Origin of the sequence: Synechococcus sp. CC9616 (genome assembly GCF_000515235.1) — a bacterium.
In the GTDB taxonomy this organism is placed as follows: Bacteria; Cyanobacteriota; Cyanobacteriia; order PCC-6307; family Cyanobiaceae; genus Parasynechococcus.
Genome location: NZ_KI911558.1, coordinates 749,321 through 761,735, shown reverse-complemented (window position 1 = coordinate 761,735; position 12,415 = coordinate 749,321). Strand labels below are relative to the sequence as shown.

At 58.1% G+C, this 12,415-nt stretch carries 13 protein-coding genes; 11 read left to right on the top strand and 2 right to left on the bottom strand.

Going from position 1 to position 12,415, the window contains the following annotated elements; translation table 11 throughout:
• The first annotated feature begins 538 nt into the window (after window positions 1–538).
• From dapF to dacB, 5 genes are read left to right on the top strand one after another with little or no spacing between them, the layout of a single operon-like run.
• Window positions 539–1,639: a diaminopimelate epimerase gene (gene dapF, locus SYN9616_RS0104425; RefSeq protein ID WP_028952044.1), complete on the top strand. Its 1,101-nt coding sequence runs from the start codon at window positions 539–541 to the stop codon at window positions 1,637–1,639.
• A complete protein-coding gene (locus tag SYN9616_RS0104420; RefSeq protein WP_028952043.1) occupies window positions 1,626–2,807 on the top strand; it encodes a cysteine desulfurase family protein in 1,182 nt (393 codons plus the stop codon). The genes dapF and SYN9616_RS0104420 overlap by 14 nt, the downstream gene beginning before the upstream one ends.
• Before the next feature lie 10 nt (window positions 2,808–2,817).
• Complete coding sequence (locus tag SYN9616_RS0104415) at window positions 2,818–3,534, top strand: DUF1995 family protein (protein WP_028952042.1); 717 nt, start codon at window positions 2,818–2,820, stop codon at window positions 3,532–3,534.
• A 60-nt stretch (window positions 3,535–3,594) separates the two neighbouring features.
• Entirely contained in the window at window positions 3,595–4,104 is a 510-nt protein-coding gene (locus SYN9616_RS0104410) for a DUF4330 domain-containing protein (RefSeq protein WP_028952041.1), read from the top strand.
• Window positions 4,101–5,408, top strand: a complete 1,308-nt coding sequence (dacB, locus tag SYN9616_RS0104405) for a D-alanyl-D-alanine carboxypeptidase/D-alanyl-D-alanine-endopeptidase (RefSeq protein ID WP_028952040.1) — start codon at window positions 4,101–4,103, stop codon at window positions 5,406–5,408. The genes SYN9616_RS0104410 and dacB overlap by 4 nt, the downstream gene beginning before the upstream one ends.
• Here the strand turns inward: dacB and SYN9616_RS0104400 are convergent.
• Both SYN9616_RS0104400 and coaD read right to left on the bottom strand, forming a co-directional pair.
• Window positions 5,353–6,282 (bottom strand): hypothetical protein, encoded by a 930-nt coding sequence (locus SYN9616_RS0104400; protein ID WP_028952039.1) that lies wholly within the window; start codon window positions 6,280–6,282, stop codon window positions 5,353–5,355. The genes dacB and SYN9616_RS0104400 overlap by 56 nt on opposite strands.
• A 5-nt stretch (window positions 6,283–6,287) precedes the next feature.
• Window positions 6,288–6,776, bottom strand: a complete 489-nt coding sequence (coaD, locus tag SYN9616_RS0104395) for a pantetheine-phosphate adenylyltransferase (RefSeq protein WP_028952038.1) — start codon at window positions 6,774–6,776, stop codon at window positions 6,288–6,290.
• Between the two features lie 73 nt (window positions 6,777–6,849).
• Between coaD and SYN9616_RS0104390 the strand changes: the two genes are divergently transcribed.
• Genes SYN9616_RS0104390 through SYN9616_RS0104365 form a run of 6 tightly spaced genes read left to right on the top strand, consistent with a single transcriptional unit; the run spans window position 6,850 to window position 12,407 of the window.
• A complete protein-coding gene (locus SYN9616_RS0104390) occupies window positions 6,850–7,332 on the top strand; it encodes a flavin reductase family protein (protein WP_028952037.1) in 483 nt (160 codons plus the stop codon).
• A 40-nt stretch (window positions 7,333–7,372) separates the two neighbouring features.
• Window positions 7,373–9,325 (top strand): excinuclease ABC subunit UvrC, encoded by a 1,953-nt coding sequence (uvrC, locus tag SYN9616_RS0104385; RefSeq protein WP_037991280.1) that lies wholly within the window; start codon window positions 7,373–7,375, stop codon window positions 9,323–9,325.
• Between the two features lie 60 nt (window positions 9,326–9,385).
• Window positions 9,386–9,649 (top strand): hypothetical protein, encoded by a 264-nt coding sequence (locus tag SYN9616_RS0104380; protein WP_051411078.1) that lies wholly within the window; start codon window positions 9,386–9,388, stop codon window positions 9,647–9,649.
• A 4-nt stretch (window positions 9,650–9,653) separates the two neighbouring features.
• Window positions 9,654–11,141, top strand: coding sequence for a cryptochrome/photolyase family protein (locus tag SYN9616_RS0104375; protein ID WP_028952034.1), 1,488 nt, complete (start codon window positions 9,654–9,656; stop codon window positions 11,139–11,141).
• Between the two features lie 35 nt (window positions 11,142–11,176).
• The gene (hemJ, locus tag SYN9616_RS0104370; protein ID WP_028952033.1) at window positions 11,177–11,749 is read left to right on the top strand and encodes a protoporphyrinogen oxidase HemJ; all 573 of its coding nucleotides are present in this window, start codon (window positions 11,177–11,179) and stop codon (window positions 11,747–11,749) included.
• A gap of 1 nt (window position 11,750) precedes the next feature.
• A complete protein-coding gene (locus tag SYN9616_RS0104365; RefSeq protein WP_028952032.1) occupies window positions 11,751–12,407 on the top strand; it encodes a PHP domain-containing protein in 657 nt (218 codons plus the stop codon).
• Window positions 12,408–12,415 lie beyond the last annotated feature (8 nt).

The following is a 12,415-nucleotide window of genomic DNA, read 5'->3' as shown; positions in this document are numbered from 1 at the left end:
TAATGCAGCCATTGATTTCAACAATAAGAGTGAATTGACAATAGATGATCACCGGTTTTTTTTAGTCGAATCCCGTTTTTTTCTTGACAAATATTTTGTTCTAAATACTTATTTTCTTGCATGATCGTCAGCGACGATACCATTTGGTGTTGTAATTTTTTATTCTATCCTCACTTCCTCCAGTCGTTTCTCGTTCTGATTCTTGCCTTATAACTATGTTTTGCGCACTTGTCGACGTCTAGAGACAAAATGATGTTTTAGTAGATGCAGGTATTTCGATTTGCTTGTTTCTATGCCAATGAACGAATAAGTACAACATGCTTTCTATTGATTAAAATAATTTTTTGAACGGAGTTGGCTTCAATCGCAAGAAATTCTGGATCCTGCCAAACTAGTCGTCCCTCGATACGTTCTTGTCCAACAACATCAATGCTCAGAGGGCACTTATCGCGTATCCAGCACTGGAGTAGTCGTATTCCTGGGAGGCTTGGATCAAGTGGCGTTGTCTCCATAGGATCTAGGGACCTTTAAAGCGACCATGCTGCACTTCAGCAAATATCAGGGACTTGGCAATGACTTCCTGATCGTGGAGGGTCGGTCAGGCCAGCTCCCGTCATCGATTACGCAGCCCGATTCGGATTGGGTGCGTTTGATCTGTGACCGTCGTTTTGGCGTAGGGGCGGATGGACTCATCCTGGCGTTGCCAGCTGAAGGGGAAGTGGATTTACGCATGCGAATCCTGAATGCTGATGGATCTGAAGCCGAGATGTGTGGCAACGGCATTCGTTGCCTGGCTCGTTACCTCGCAGATAGTGATGGCAATCCGCCTGGAACCATCTGGTCTATTGAGACCCTGGCTGGCGTGATCAGACCCCAGCTGCAGAGCGACGGTCAACTCTGTGTGGATATGGGCCCCCCCTTCCTTCAGCCGGGTGACATTCCAACAACGTTGGAGATGGGGCCCCGTGGATGTCCTCAGGGGGCTGCTGTCGTCGGAGACGACGAACTTGAGATTGCTGCCGTTGGCATGGGTAATCCCCATGTGGTTGTGCCAGTGCAGGATCTTCAGTCCATCCCATTTGATCGCTGGGGGCATGAGCTTGAACAACATCCGTTGTTTCCAGCGAAAACCAATGTCCACTTCCTCCAGATCCACTCTTCTCGCTCATTAGAGATTCGTGTTTGGGAACGGGGTGCTGGCCCAACTTTGGCTTGCGGTACCGGCGCCTGCGCCACGCTGGTCGCCGCATCCCTGCTTGGCCTTTGCGACGACAGCGCTGAGGTGATGCTCCCAGGTGGTCCGCTTCAAATCAGTTGGCCTGATTTACAGGGTCCTGTGTTGATGACCGGTCCTGCCGAAGCAGTGTTCGATGGTGTTCTGAGCCCTGATCTGATGCCAGGCAATGGCGCCATCAGCTCCAATGTCTCTGTCGACTCGGTCCAGGCAGAGCCACAAACCTCACCGGACATCGATGATTCCGTCAGCGACAGTGCCCAGCAGGATGATTGTGAGCAAGATGAAGCACAGCAGAAGGTGATGAAATTTCTCAAGAACACATCACTGGATTCAATGCTGAACCTCGCGAGCGAATCCCTCGAGCAGCGAACGCGGGCCCGCTTTGAACGTGATACCCGCTGAGATTTACCTCGATGCAGCGGCAACCACCCCACCGCTTCCATCAGTGGTTGAGGCGATTCAGCAGGTTCAGCTATCGGCGTGGGGGAATCCGAGCAGCCTGCATCGCAGCGGCCTTGTGGCTGCAGAAACCTTGGAACGTTCCCGAGTATCCATTGCCCAGCATCTCGGTGCCGGCACCGCAGATCTGATCTGTACATCCGGGGCCACGGAATCGGTTCACCTGGCACTGCTGGGCTGTTGTTCCAACCGTTCACCTGGCCGGTTTGTGATGTCTGCTGTGGAACATCCGGCGGTGACAGCGGCCGCTGCACAGTTGACATCTCTTGGATGGTCTGTGGAGCTCTGGCCTGTGAATCACGAAGGGGTGATTCGCTTGGATCAGCTTGAGCGTTTGTTGGAACCTCCCACCCGGATGGTCTCTGTGATCTGGGGGCAGAGCGAAGTGGGTGCGATTCAGCCTGTCGTTGAGATCGGGGAGGCCTGCAGAAATCGTGGAATCCTGTTTCACACCGATGCAACACAACTGTTGCCCCAAGGCAGGATCAGCTGGCATCAACTGCCGATCGATCTGCTGAGCCTCTCTGCTCACAAGCTGCAGGGCCCGCGTGGTGTTGGTCTGCTGTTGAAACAGGAGCATGTGGAGCTCCGCCCTCTGCAGGGTGGAGGAGGACAGGAGCAAGGTTTTCGCAGTGGCACAGAACCCGTAGCTCTGTTGGCTGGTCTGGCGGCTGCATTGCAACCGTTGCCATCCTTCGATGCCAGCAAGACCACGGCACCGCCAGGAGCAACTTCGCGCCTTCGTTTGCAGAGGGATCGTTTGCTTTCCGCTTTGCTGCAACTCCCTGGAGTGGAGTTGTGCGGTCCTTGCCCTGACGATCGTCTTCCGAACCACATTGCTCTCCTGCTCACCAACAGAGAGGGTCAACCTCTGTCGGGACGGCACATGGTGCGTGAGCTCTCCCGCCGTGGCATTGCCGTGAGCAGTGGCAGCGCCTGCAGTTCCGGACAGAGTTCAGATAGTTCTGTGCTGACGGCCATGGGGGTTGATCCCTCCCGTCGCCAATCAGGTTTGCGCCTCACGTTGGGTGGATGGATCGGAGATGATCATTTGGCATTGATTCAGGAGCGTTTCGCAGAAGCGATGGCATCTGTCGATTCCTCCGCTTGAAACGCATTCCATGACCAACCCTTCGGTTCCTTTGCAGCCCTTGCCAGCTGATCTGGCAACCGCTGAAACGCTGCTTCAGGAGGCGGTTGAGGAAGCCCTTTGCTCGGGGCTCAGCAAGCGCTGGGGCGCATCGCTGCGGTTTGAGAATCTGCGTCTGCTGCCCGTGGCGTTCCGCTTGGCACGGTCCTTGATCGCCGGGGGACGCTGCCTCACGATGATCTGGCCTGATGCGGGAGCTGCTGCTCTGGCTAGGCGTGACGGGCCAGATCTGGCGGAGAGCATTCTTGATTTCCGTCAGTGGATGGCTCGCACGGACGACGCAGCGCCGGTTGACCTGCTCCTTGCTGTGATGCCTCAACCAGCCGACTACGAGGAATTCCTGGACGTCTGCGAATCCCACAGCGGTTCGATCGTCATGCTCAACGGCAGGCTTGAGGACGCCGCCGTGGGAATCGGCAGCGTGGCCCGCGAACGTCGTCGTGGCTTCGTCGCCTCGTGGCAACAGGCGTTTTGGCTGCAACCGCTGGAGGGCGGCGCCTTGATGCGTTGTTTCCCTGGTGACTGGCACATCTACCGATCCGATTCGGATGGCTACCGACAGGTGAGTATTCAGGAGACTCGACCAGACCCTGAAACCCTTGCTGCCTCGCTTGCGGGGGAGTCATCGGATGGACTCAAGCAACAGCTCGACACCGTTGATCGCTTTCTGGATGGACTGCGCAACTAGTGATGGCTTCTTGATCACAGATCAAACAATCCGTATGGTTCGTGTCCCCGGTTGTGACCCATGAGGCGCCCGTCCTGGCTGCAACATCCCACCCCTGTCGATGCTGTTGCTGGTTTGATCGCCTTAACGGCATTGGCCGGTGTTGTTTGGTCGCCAAAACTCACCAACGCCGTCGCTCGCGCAACGGGATCGATTCAACCGGTTCAGATCAGTGTTGATGTCCGCAACCTGCCGATGGCAGATCCAGAGGGTTTCCTGCAATCAATCCGAGACGAGGGCCGGCTCAGTTTTGTGATCCGTAATCAACCCGCCGGCAGCGTTCGCGTTCTCAGCGCGCAGAACATCAGCCCCAAACTTGTGTCGGTGATGCCCGACGGCAGCGTGATTCAGGCCGACAATCCCAGTGCTGCCGCCCTTCTTTATGCCCGCTTTGACCTGGAAGCAGACGCTGAAAAGGGAGAGTCCGGCGTGGTGATTGGTGGGACCAAACTCAAAATCGGCGTACCCGTTGAACTTGAAGGCAACATGTATCGCGTCAATGGTGTTGTGAGCGGAGTTGCCCAGTCATGAAGCGGCTCAACGTTCTGTTTGCCTTTGGCTTGGGGCTCTCATCGCCGACGTTGGTTGCTGCACAACCACTGCTCAGTCCGCCTCCTCCGTTGCAGCAACAGGGTCTGCCCGCTCTTCAGCTGGGTCGGACCTGTCCTGAGCTTCAAACGGCCATCCGTTCTGCCGTTGGTGGACAGGCATCAGCCTGGAGCATCAGCGTGGTCGATGCCCGCGGGCAGCTTCTTGCGGATGTGAACGGGTCAACACCCCGCATTCCGGCGTCGAATCAGAAGCTGATCAGCACAGCCTTTGCCCTTGATCGGCTCGGTCCTGATTTCCGTCTCAAGACCCAGCTTCTGCGTCATTCCGATGGATCCCTCGAGATCGTCGGGGAGGGGGACCCCGATCTCAGCATCGCTGAGATGCAGAAATTCGCCATGGTCGTCCTCGGCCAGGGAGGCTCTCGCGGAGAACAACCTGGTTCTGGTCCGATCCGCTTGATGGTGCGCGAGGAGCCACCTCAGCGCTGGTGGCCAAGCGATTGGCATCCAGCAGATCGTAGTTATGCCTATGGCGCTCCGATCACCCGGCTGGCTCTCACCAGTAACGCTCTGCACATGGCTGTGCAGAACCCTGCCGCCAGGTTGCAACGCGTGCTCGATACCAGCGTGCGTCAGCAGGGTGGCTCCCTTCAGATGGTGATGGTGAATCCGGAGCAGCGGCAGCAAGCGATGTCACGGGAAGATCAGGACCCCGTGGTCCTGCACAGCGAGGACTCAGCCCCAATGCATGCTCTGCTGAGTTTGGCGAACACCGAAAGCCACAACTTCACCGCTGAAGTGCTGATGCGCGAAGCCGCTGATGATTGGGATGTGGGCCGCGCATCGATGGCCAATACCCAGTGGATGCAGCAGCAGGGTCTACCGATTCAAGGGATGCGGATTCGTGATGGCAGTGGACTCTCCCGCGCCAACCGGGTCACCAGCCGCACCATTGCGGCACTGTTGTTGCGCATGGGGCGACACCCGCTCGCCTCCTACTACCAGGCATCAATGGCGATTGCTGGGCAGCGGGGCACGCTGAGATATCTCTATCGAGGCACGCCTCTCCAGGGGCGCTTCTGGGGCAAGACGGGAACCCTCAGTGGCGTTCGCTCGATTTCAGGAATTCTGGATACCGCGACAGGGCCTCGTTACGTGAGCATGATCAGCAATGGAGGGTCAGCTCCAAACAGCGTCATGGGACGGGTGCTCAGAGCGACCCAGAGTCTCAGCCGGTGCCTTTCATTGAGCGCAAGCGTGTCGCAGCCCGCCGTCCCCGGCTGATCGGCACGGTTTTTCCATCGGGCTCCTTCTGTGACTCGTTCGCGGGACGGATGGTCTGGATTTTCACAAGTTCCTGGCGTCCAGCCATGACCACCTGAGCCATCTCCTTCAGGCGCACCTCAAGTTCGCCGAGAGTTTGTTCTGCGTAGCGGTTGGCTCCGTCCTGCACCGATGCCGCTTCCTGACGGCTGCGTTGAATCAGGGCTTCGCACTGCTGCTGGGTTTGCTGACGGAACTGGAGTGCATCGTTATGTAGCCGCTCAGCCTCATCTCTTGCCTCTTTCTGGAGTCGCAGACCCTCTCTGCGAATGGTTTCCATCTCCTGAAGCCCCTGCTGACGGTTGGCTTCGTGCTGCTCCATGTGCTGTCGCTTGAGTTCAACAGACTCCTGTTCGAGTTGTTGACGACGCTGCAGTGCTTCCTGCTCGAGCTGGGACCGACGCGCAGCAAACTGCTGCTCCTGCTGGACAATCTTGGCCTGAATCTCCTGTTCCAAGGAGGCGTTCTGCTGGCGCGTGGTCTGCAGCAGCTTTTCGCATTGCTGCCGAGTCTGTTCACGCAGTTCGTTCACCTGACGCTCCGCTTCCTGGCGGATCGCCGCGTTGTTGACGAGTTGCTCCCGTTGGCGCTGCGCCTGCTGAACAATCTCCTCAGCCTGCTGACGGGCCGTACTGATGAATTCATCGCGCTTCAAGAGCAGTTGTTCTGCCCTCTCCAGTTCCTTCGGCAGAACCTCGCGGACTGCGTCCAGAACATCGACGGCCTCGCATTCATTCACCAAACGCCCGCCCGTAAAGGGAACTCGGCTGCCCTCCAGGACAATCTCTTCCAGCTGATCCAGTTGATCGAGCACGGTGAGCCGAGCTTCGCTCATGGCTGCTAGGGCGATAAAGCCGAATTGAAGAGCCTGTTGAGGTCCTTCGCAACCTCCGAGGGGACCATGTGATCGACCGGCCCACCAAAACGGGCGACTTCCTTGACAACCGAACTGCTTAAAAAACTGTGTCTGGCCGTCGTTGCCAGAAAGACGGTCTCGAGACGATCCGCCAGTGAACGATTGGTGTGAGCGATCTGCAGCTCATATTCGAAATCGCTCATCGCCCGCAGTCCTCGCAGGATCAGATCGGCGCGATGGGTTTCTGCGCAGTGAACGGTCAGGCCATCGAAACTGATCACCTCAATCCCGTTGAGATGGGCAGTGGCCTTGCGGATCTGGCTGAGACGATCATCAATGCTGAATGCCGGGCGCTTGCTGGGGTTGCCCAGAACAGCCACAACTACTTCGCCGAAGAGGGATGACGCCCTCTCGATCAGATCCATGTGTCCGTTCGTGAGTGGATCGAAGCTTCCGGGATAAAGCGCCCGCATGGCCGATGCAGCAGTGGCGAAATCCTATGCAGTGAGGCTCTGCCTAGATTTCATTCAGTTGAAGTTCTATGAGATGAGCCTGGATCTGGACGCCAAGAAAACCCTGCTGCGCAAGATCCCGCATGGTTTGTTCATCTGTGGTGTTCGCGAAGGCGATGAGGTGAACGGGTTCACCGCCTCCTGGGTCACCCAGGGGTCCTTTGAGCCACCCATGGTTGTGATGGGCGTGCGGGCAGACAGCACCAGCCACGGAATCATCGAACGCACTGGCTGTTTCTCACTCAATGTTCTTCGGGCTGATCAGAAGGATCTTGCCGCGGTGTTCTTCAAGCCTCAGAAGGCCATGGGAGGCCGTTTCGAAGCTGCTCCGTTTCAGGAAGGTGAACTTGGACTTCCCCTGCTGGACGATGCCATCGGCGGCGTTGAATGCAGCGTGATCGGAAAGGTGAAGCATGGCGACCACACCGTGTTTGTTGCTGAAGTGAAATCCGCCCGTTTGCTGGCCGATGGTGAGGCTCTGAACTTGGCCAGCACCGGCTGGAACTACGGCGGCTGAACGAGCATTGGCCTCCCCTGGATCGACGACGGCGCTGCTGATGCAGCCGGATCGTCTCGAACAGCGATTGAAGGAGATTCCCGCTGAGCCAGGTTGCTATCTCATGCGTGATGGAGAGGATCGGATCCTCTACGTCGGCAAGTCGAAGAGTCTCCGCAGTCGCGTTCGCAGCTATTTCCGTAGCCGGCACGATCTCTCCCCCCGCATCCGCCTGATGACCAGGCAGGTGTGTGAGATCGAATTCATCGTCACCGACAGCGAAGCCGAGGCTCTGGCTCTTGAATCAAATCTGATCAAGAACCATCAGCCTCACTTCAACGTTCTGCTCAAGGACGACAAGAAGTACCCCTACCTCTGCATCACCTGGAGCGAGGCCTATCCGCGCATTTTCATCACGCGTCGCCGGCGCTTCCGCAGTCCCCTGGATCGTTTCTACGGACCCTATGTGGACGTCGGTCTGTTGCGCCGCACGCTGTTTCTTGTGAAACGGGTGTTTCCCCTGCGTCAGCGCCCCCGTCCGATGTACCCGGATCGGACCTGCCTCAACTACAGCATCGGGCGCTGTCCAGGGGTGTGCCAGCAGAAGATCAGCTCCGAGGACTACCACCGCACGCTCCGCAAGGTGGCGATGGTGTTTCAAGGCCGCAGTGATGAACTGCAGCGGCTGCTTTCTGAACAGATGGAGCGATACGCCGAGCGCCTGGATTTCGAGGCGGCCGCCCGGGTGCGTGACCAGCTTCAGGGGCTTGATCAGCTGACCGCGGATCAGAAAATGAGTCTTCCCGATTCATCCGTGAGCCGGGATGTTGTTGCTCTGGCCTGCGACGAACGCCTTGCGGCCGTTCAGCTGTTCCAGATGCGGGCCGGGAAGCTGGTGGGTCGTCTGGGATACATGGCCGATGCCGAGGGCCTGGATCCAGGTCTGATCCTTCAGCGGGTGATCGAGGAGCACTACAGCCAGGTGGATGCGGTGGAGATTCCCCCCGAGCTACTGGTTCAACATCCGCTGCCTCAGCAGGATCTGTTGGAAGAATGGCTGACGGAACAGCGCGAGCGGCGGGTGCAGATTCACTGCCCCAAACAGCGTCAGAAAGCAGATCTGATCGAACTGCTTCAGAGAAATGCTGAGTTCGAGCTGCTGCGTGCCAAGCAAGGCCAGGAGCAGCAGGCCATGGCAACCGAAGATCTGGCGCAACTGCTGGAGTTGCCGACCCCGCCGCGTCGCATCGAGGGGTACGACATCAGCCATATCCAGGGCAGCGATGCAGTTGCCTCCCAGGTGGTGTTCGTTGATGGATTGCCAGCCAAGCAGCACTACCGCAAATACAAGATCCGGAGCAGCAGCATCGTCGCCGGCCACAGCGACGACTTCATGGCGATGGCGGAAATCATGCGCCGCCGTTTCCGTCGCTGGTCCCGTGCAAAGGCTGAGGGGATTGATGTGGGTGCTCTGCGCCACAAAGGGGGCAGTGCCCTTCAGACCGACGGCCTCAACGATTGGCCCGATGTGGTGATGATCGACGGCGGCAAAGGACAGCTCTCCGCCGTGATGGAGGCACTGCGTGAGCTTGATCTGCATGAGGATCTCAACGTCTGCTCCCTCGCCAAGCAACGCGAAGAGGTTTTTCTACCCGGTGAAAGCAAGCCTCTCGAGAGTGAGCCAGATCAGCTCGGTGTAGCGCTACTGCGTCGTCTCAGGGATGAGGCGCACCGCTTTGCGGTGACGTTCCATCGCCAACAGCGGGGGCAGCGGATGAAGCGGTCCCGGCTGTCGGACATTCCGGGGCTTGGGCCAAAACGGGTCAAGGAACTTCTGGCCCATTTCCATTCCATCGATGCCATTCAGCTGGCCACTGCTGAGCAACTGTCCGAGGCACCAGGGGTGGGGCCCTCCCTGGCGGACCAGATCCATGCCTTTTTTCATCCTCAGGACGACAGTCCTGAAGACATGCCTGACAACAGCCCGGACGCTCCGTCCACAGATCCTCTGTGATCTGACCAAAGTGGTGGCATCGATTGATTCACGGTGTTCCGCCTCTTACTGGCCATCGTGATGCTGTGCATGGTCTGGCTGACCCCACCAGTACAAGCTTCACCTGGCCTTTGTACCGGTCCTGTCTGTGCCGACGGCATCACCCGTAGTGCCAAGAACCATTGGCAACTCGTGTTGCGTCTCAACGATCAACAGGGACATCGAGAAAAAGTTGTGATGGATTGCAGGGCGGGAGTTCTCAGTCCTCGTGCAGGACTGGTTGATCGGGGTTACGCCACTGCTCTGGGGCAGCGGGCCTGTCGTTTGGCCGGAGAAAACGCCTGATCGCATGGAGATCACCCTCGTTTATCCGCACCAGCTGTTCGCGGATCATCCCTCCATCCAGTTGGGGCGCTCCGTGGCCCTGATCGAGGACCCTCTGTTTTTCGGGACCGACCCTGAGTGGCCACAACTGGTTCATCGCCAGAAGCTTCTGCTGCACAGAGCGTCGATGCAGGCCTACGCGGAGAGCCTGCGATCACAGGGTTTCGACGTTTCTCTCCAGGAGCATCACAAGGCCCGAGACACCACCGCCCACCTGCAGTTGTTGCTGCAACAGGGATATCGCCGCTTTTTCCTCGCCGATCCGGTGGATCACGTGCTGGAACGGCGCCTCCACGCCGTCCTCGAGGCGCTTGGTGGCACTGCGGTCATCGCCCCCACCCCGATGTTGCTGACCCCCCAGTCGGTGATCGATGACCACTTCGGCACGGGCAAAAAGCCATTCATGGCGCGTTTTTATGAGATGCAGCGGCGGCGCCTCGACCTGTTGCTTGAGCCCGATGGCGGACCGCTCGGGGGGCATTGGAGCTTCGATGCCGATAACAGGAAGAAGCTGCCGAAGGGGATCCTTGTTCCGCCTGAACCCGCACAGGCTGTTCCAGCGACGCTTCAGGCCCAGCGTCAACAACTGAACTCCGAATCACTTCCCGGCATTGGATCCAGCGATGCCTTTGCCTATCCAGTGACCCACGAAGCTGCCGAAGCATGGCTGGATCAATTTCTTGACCAGCGTCTGATCCAGTTCGGCGCCTACGAAGATGCCATCAGCAGCCAGCACCGAGTGATGTGGCATGGCGTGCTCACACCCATGCTGAACTGCGGACTGCTGACGCCACAGCACATCCTCAAGCGCACCTTGGAACGCGCCGATGCCGGTGATGTTCCCCTCAATTCACTGGAGGGATTCGTACGACAGATCGTTGGATGGCGTGAATTCATGGCAGCGATGTACAGACGCCATGGCGTGGAGATGCGGCAGGGAAATTTCTGGAATTTCGACAACAGACCGATTCCACAGGCCTTCTACACCGCAACCACTGGTCTGCCTCCGATCGATGACGCTATCCAGCACGCTCTCGATACGGGGTACTGCCATCACATCGAACGGCTGATGCTGGTTGGAAACATGATGCTGCTCTGCGGGTTCCACCCGACGCGGGTTTACACCTGGTTCATGGAGCTGTTTGTTGACGCCTACGACTGGGTGATGGTGCCCAACGTTTACGGAATGAGTCAGTTCGCCGATGGCGGCATCTTCACCACAAAGCCTTACTTATCGGGCTCCAATTACGTCCGCAAAATGTCTGATTACCGCAAGGGTGATTGGTGTGAGATCTGGGATGGCCTGTTCTGGAGTTTCATCAAACGGCATGAAACGTTTTTTCGTGGTCAGTACCGCCTGGCGATGATGGCCAGAAATCTGGATCGCATGTCCCCAGACACACTCCTCGGCCATCAACGACGCGCCCAGCAGTTTCTTGACGCGTTGGGTTGAACGCTTCGTAGGGTCGCTGTATCAGGCTTTGCACCATGACCTTGCCCCCTGAGGCTTACCTCTGGTTCAAGACGCTTCACATCGTTGGAGTGGTGGTGTGGTTCGCTGGCTTGTTCTATCTGGTGCGGCTCTTCATTTATCACGTGGAGACCGCTGAGCTGGACCCTGCCTTGCAGGGTCCTTTTCAGGAGCAGTACGGCCTGATGGAGAAACGTTTGGCCAACATCATCACCACTCCGGGCATGGTGGTAGCAGTGAGCATGGCTGTCGGCCTCCTGGTGTGTCAGCCGGGTTGGCTCCACCAGAGCTGGATGCACGCCAAATTGGCGGTGGTGTTGGCTCTGCTTGGGTACCACTGGCTTTGCTACCGACTGATGGGGCAATTGCAGTCGGGAACATGCAACTGGAGTGGCCGACAGCTGCGTGCCCTCAATGAACTGCCCACCCTGATGCTGGTGCTCGTGGTGATGTTGGTGGTGTTCAAGAATCAGTTTCCAACCAGCGCCGCAACCTGGTTCCTGGTTGCTCTCGTGATCTTCATGGCTGCCTCGATTCAGTTTTATGCACGCTGGAGACGTCTCCGTAAGGAAGCCGCCGCTGGAGCCTGAGATGCCCTTAGCTGACCACCCACTGCGTGCGGTTCTCGACCAGGTCGGCCCTGACAGCTGTCCTGGACAACTGAATTTTCACTGTCACACCGTTTGCAGTGACGGAAGCCTGGAACCCGAGGCTCTGATTGAACAGGCCACGCGTCTCGGCTTGCAGCATCTCGCCGTCACGGACCACCACAGCAGTCGGGCCCATCCACCGATGCAAACCTGGCTCCAGCAGCGCCGCGATGCTGGGGAGCCCGTGCCAACACTCTGGAGCGGCATGGAAATCAGCTGTTTGCTGCGGGGGTGCCTGGTGCATGTGCTCGCCCTTGGCTTCGAGCTCGATCACCCCTCGCTTCAGCCCTACAACCGCGGTGATGCGGTCGTCGGTGAACCGCTTCGAGCCGAGGCCGTGGTCAAGGCCATTCATGCCGCCGGAGGGCTCGCCGTCTTGGCCCACCCTGCCCGATACCGACTGGGCCACGCCGAACTGATCGACGCCGCAGCCAGCATTGGAATCGACGGTGGCGAAGCCTGGTACGACTACGACATGCAGCCCAGCTGGCAGCCCAGCCCTTTCGTATGTGAAGCGATCGATCGCCAGCTGTCGAATCTTGGCCTTTTGCGTACGTGTGGCACCGACAGCCATGGAATCGACCTGAGTGGCCGCTAAATTCATCA

Excerpts from the sequence above, each read along its gene's own strand:
- coaD (WP_028952038.1), bottom strand. The coding sequence starts at position 6,776 with ATGCGGGCGCTTTATCCCGGAAGCTTCGATCCACTCACGAACGGACAC.
- SYN9616_RS0104400 (WP_028952039.1), bottom strand. The coding sequence starts at position 6,282 with ATGAGCGAAGCTCGGCTCACCGTGCTCGATCAACTGGATCAGCTGGAA.
- dacB (WP_028952040.1), top strand. The coding sequence starts at position 4,101 with ATGAAGCGGCTCAACGTTCTGTTTGCCTTTGGCTTGGGGCTCTCATCG.
- SYN9616_RS0104365 (WP_028952032.1), top strand. The coding sequence starts at position 11,751 with ATGCCCTTAGCTGACCACCCACTGCGTGCGGTTCTCGACCAGGTCGGC.
- SYN9616_RS0104390 (WP_028952037.1), top strand. The coding sequence starts at position 6,850 with ATGAGCCTGGATCTGGACGCCAAGAAAACCCTGCTGCGCAAGATCCCG.
- SYN9616_RS0104380 (WP_051411078.1), top strand. The coding sequence starts at position 9,386 with ATGCTGTGCATGGTCTGGCTGACCCCACCAGTACAAGCTTCACCTGGC.
- SYN9616_RS0104375 (WP_028952034.1), top strand. The coding sequence starts at position 9,654 with ATGGAGATCACCCTCGTTTATCCGCACCAGCTGTTCGCGGATCATCCC.
- hemJ (WP_028952033.1), top strand. The coding sequence starts at position 11,177 with ATGACCTTGCCCCCTGAGGCTTACCTCTGGTTCAAGACGCTTCACATC.
- SYN9616_RS0104415 (WP_028952042.1), top strand. The coding sequence starts at position 2,818 with ATGACCAACCCTTCGGTTCCTTTGCAGCCCTTGCCAGCTGATCTGGCA.
- SYN9616_RS0104410 (WP_028952041.1), top strand. The coding sequence starts at position 3,595 with ATGAGGCGCCCGTCCTGGCTGCAACATCCCACCCCTGTCGATGCTGTT.
- dapF (WP_028952044.1), top strand. The coding sequence starts at position 539 with ATGCTGCACTTCAGCAAATATCAGGGACTTGGCAATGACTTCCTGATC.
- uvrC (WP_037991280.1), top strand. The coding sequence starts at position 7,373 with ATGCAGCCGGATCGTCTCGAACAGCGATTGAAGGAGATTCCCGCTGAG.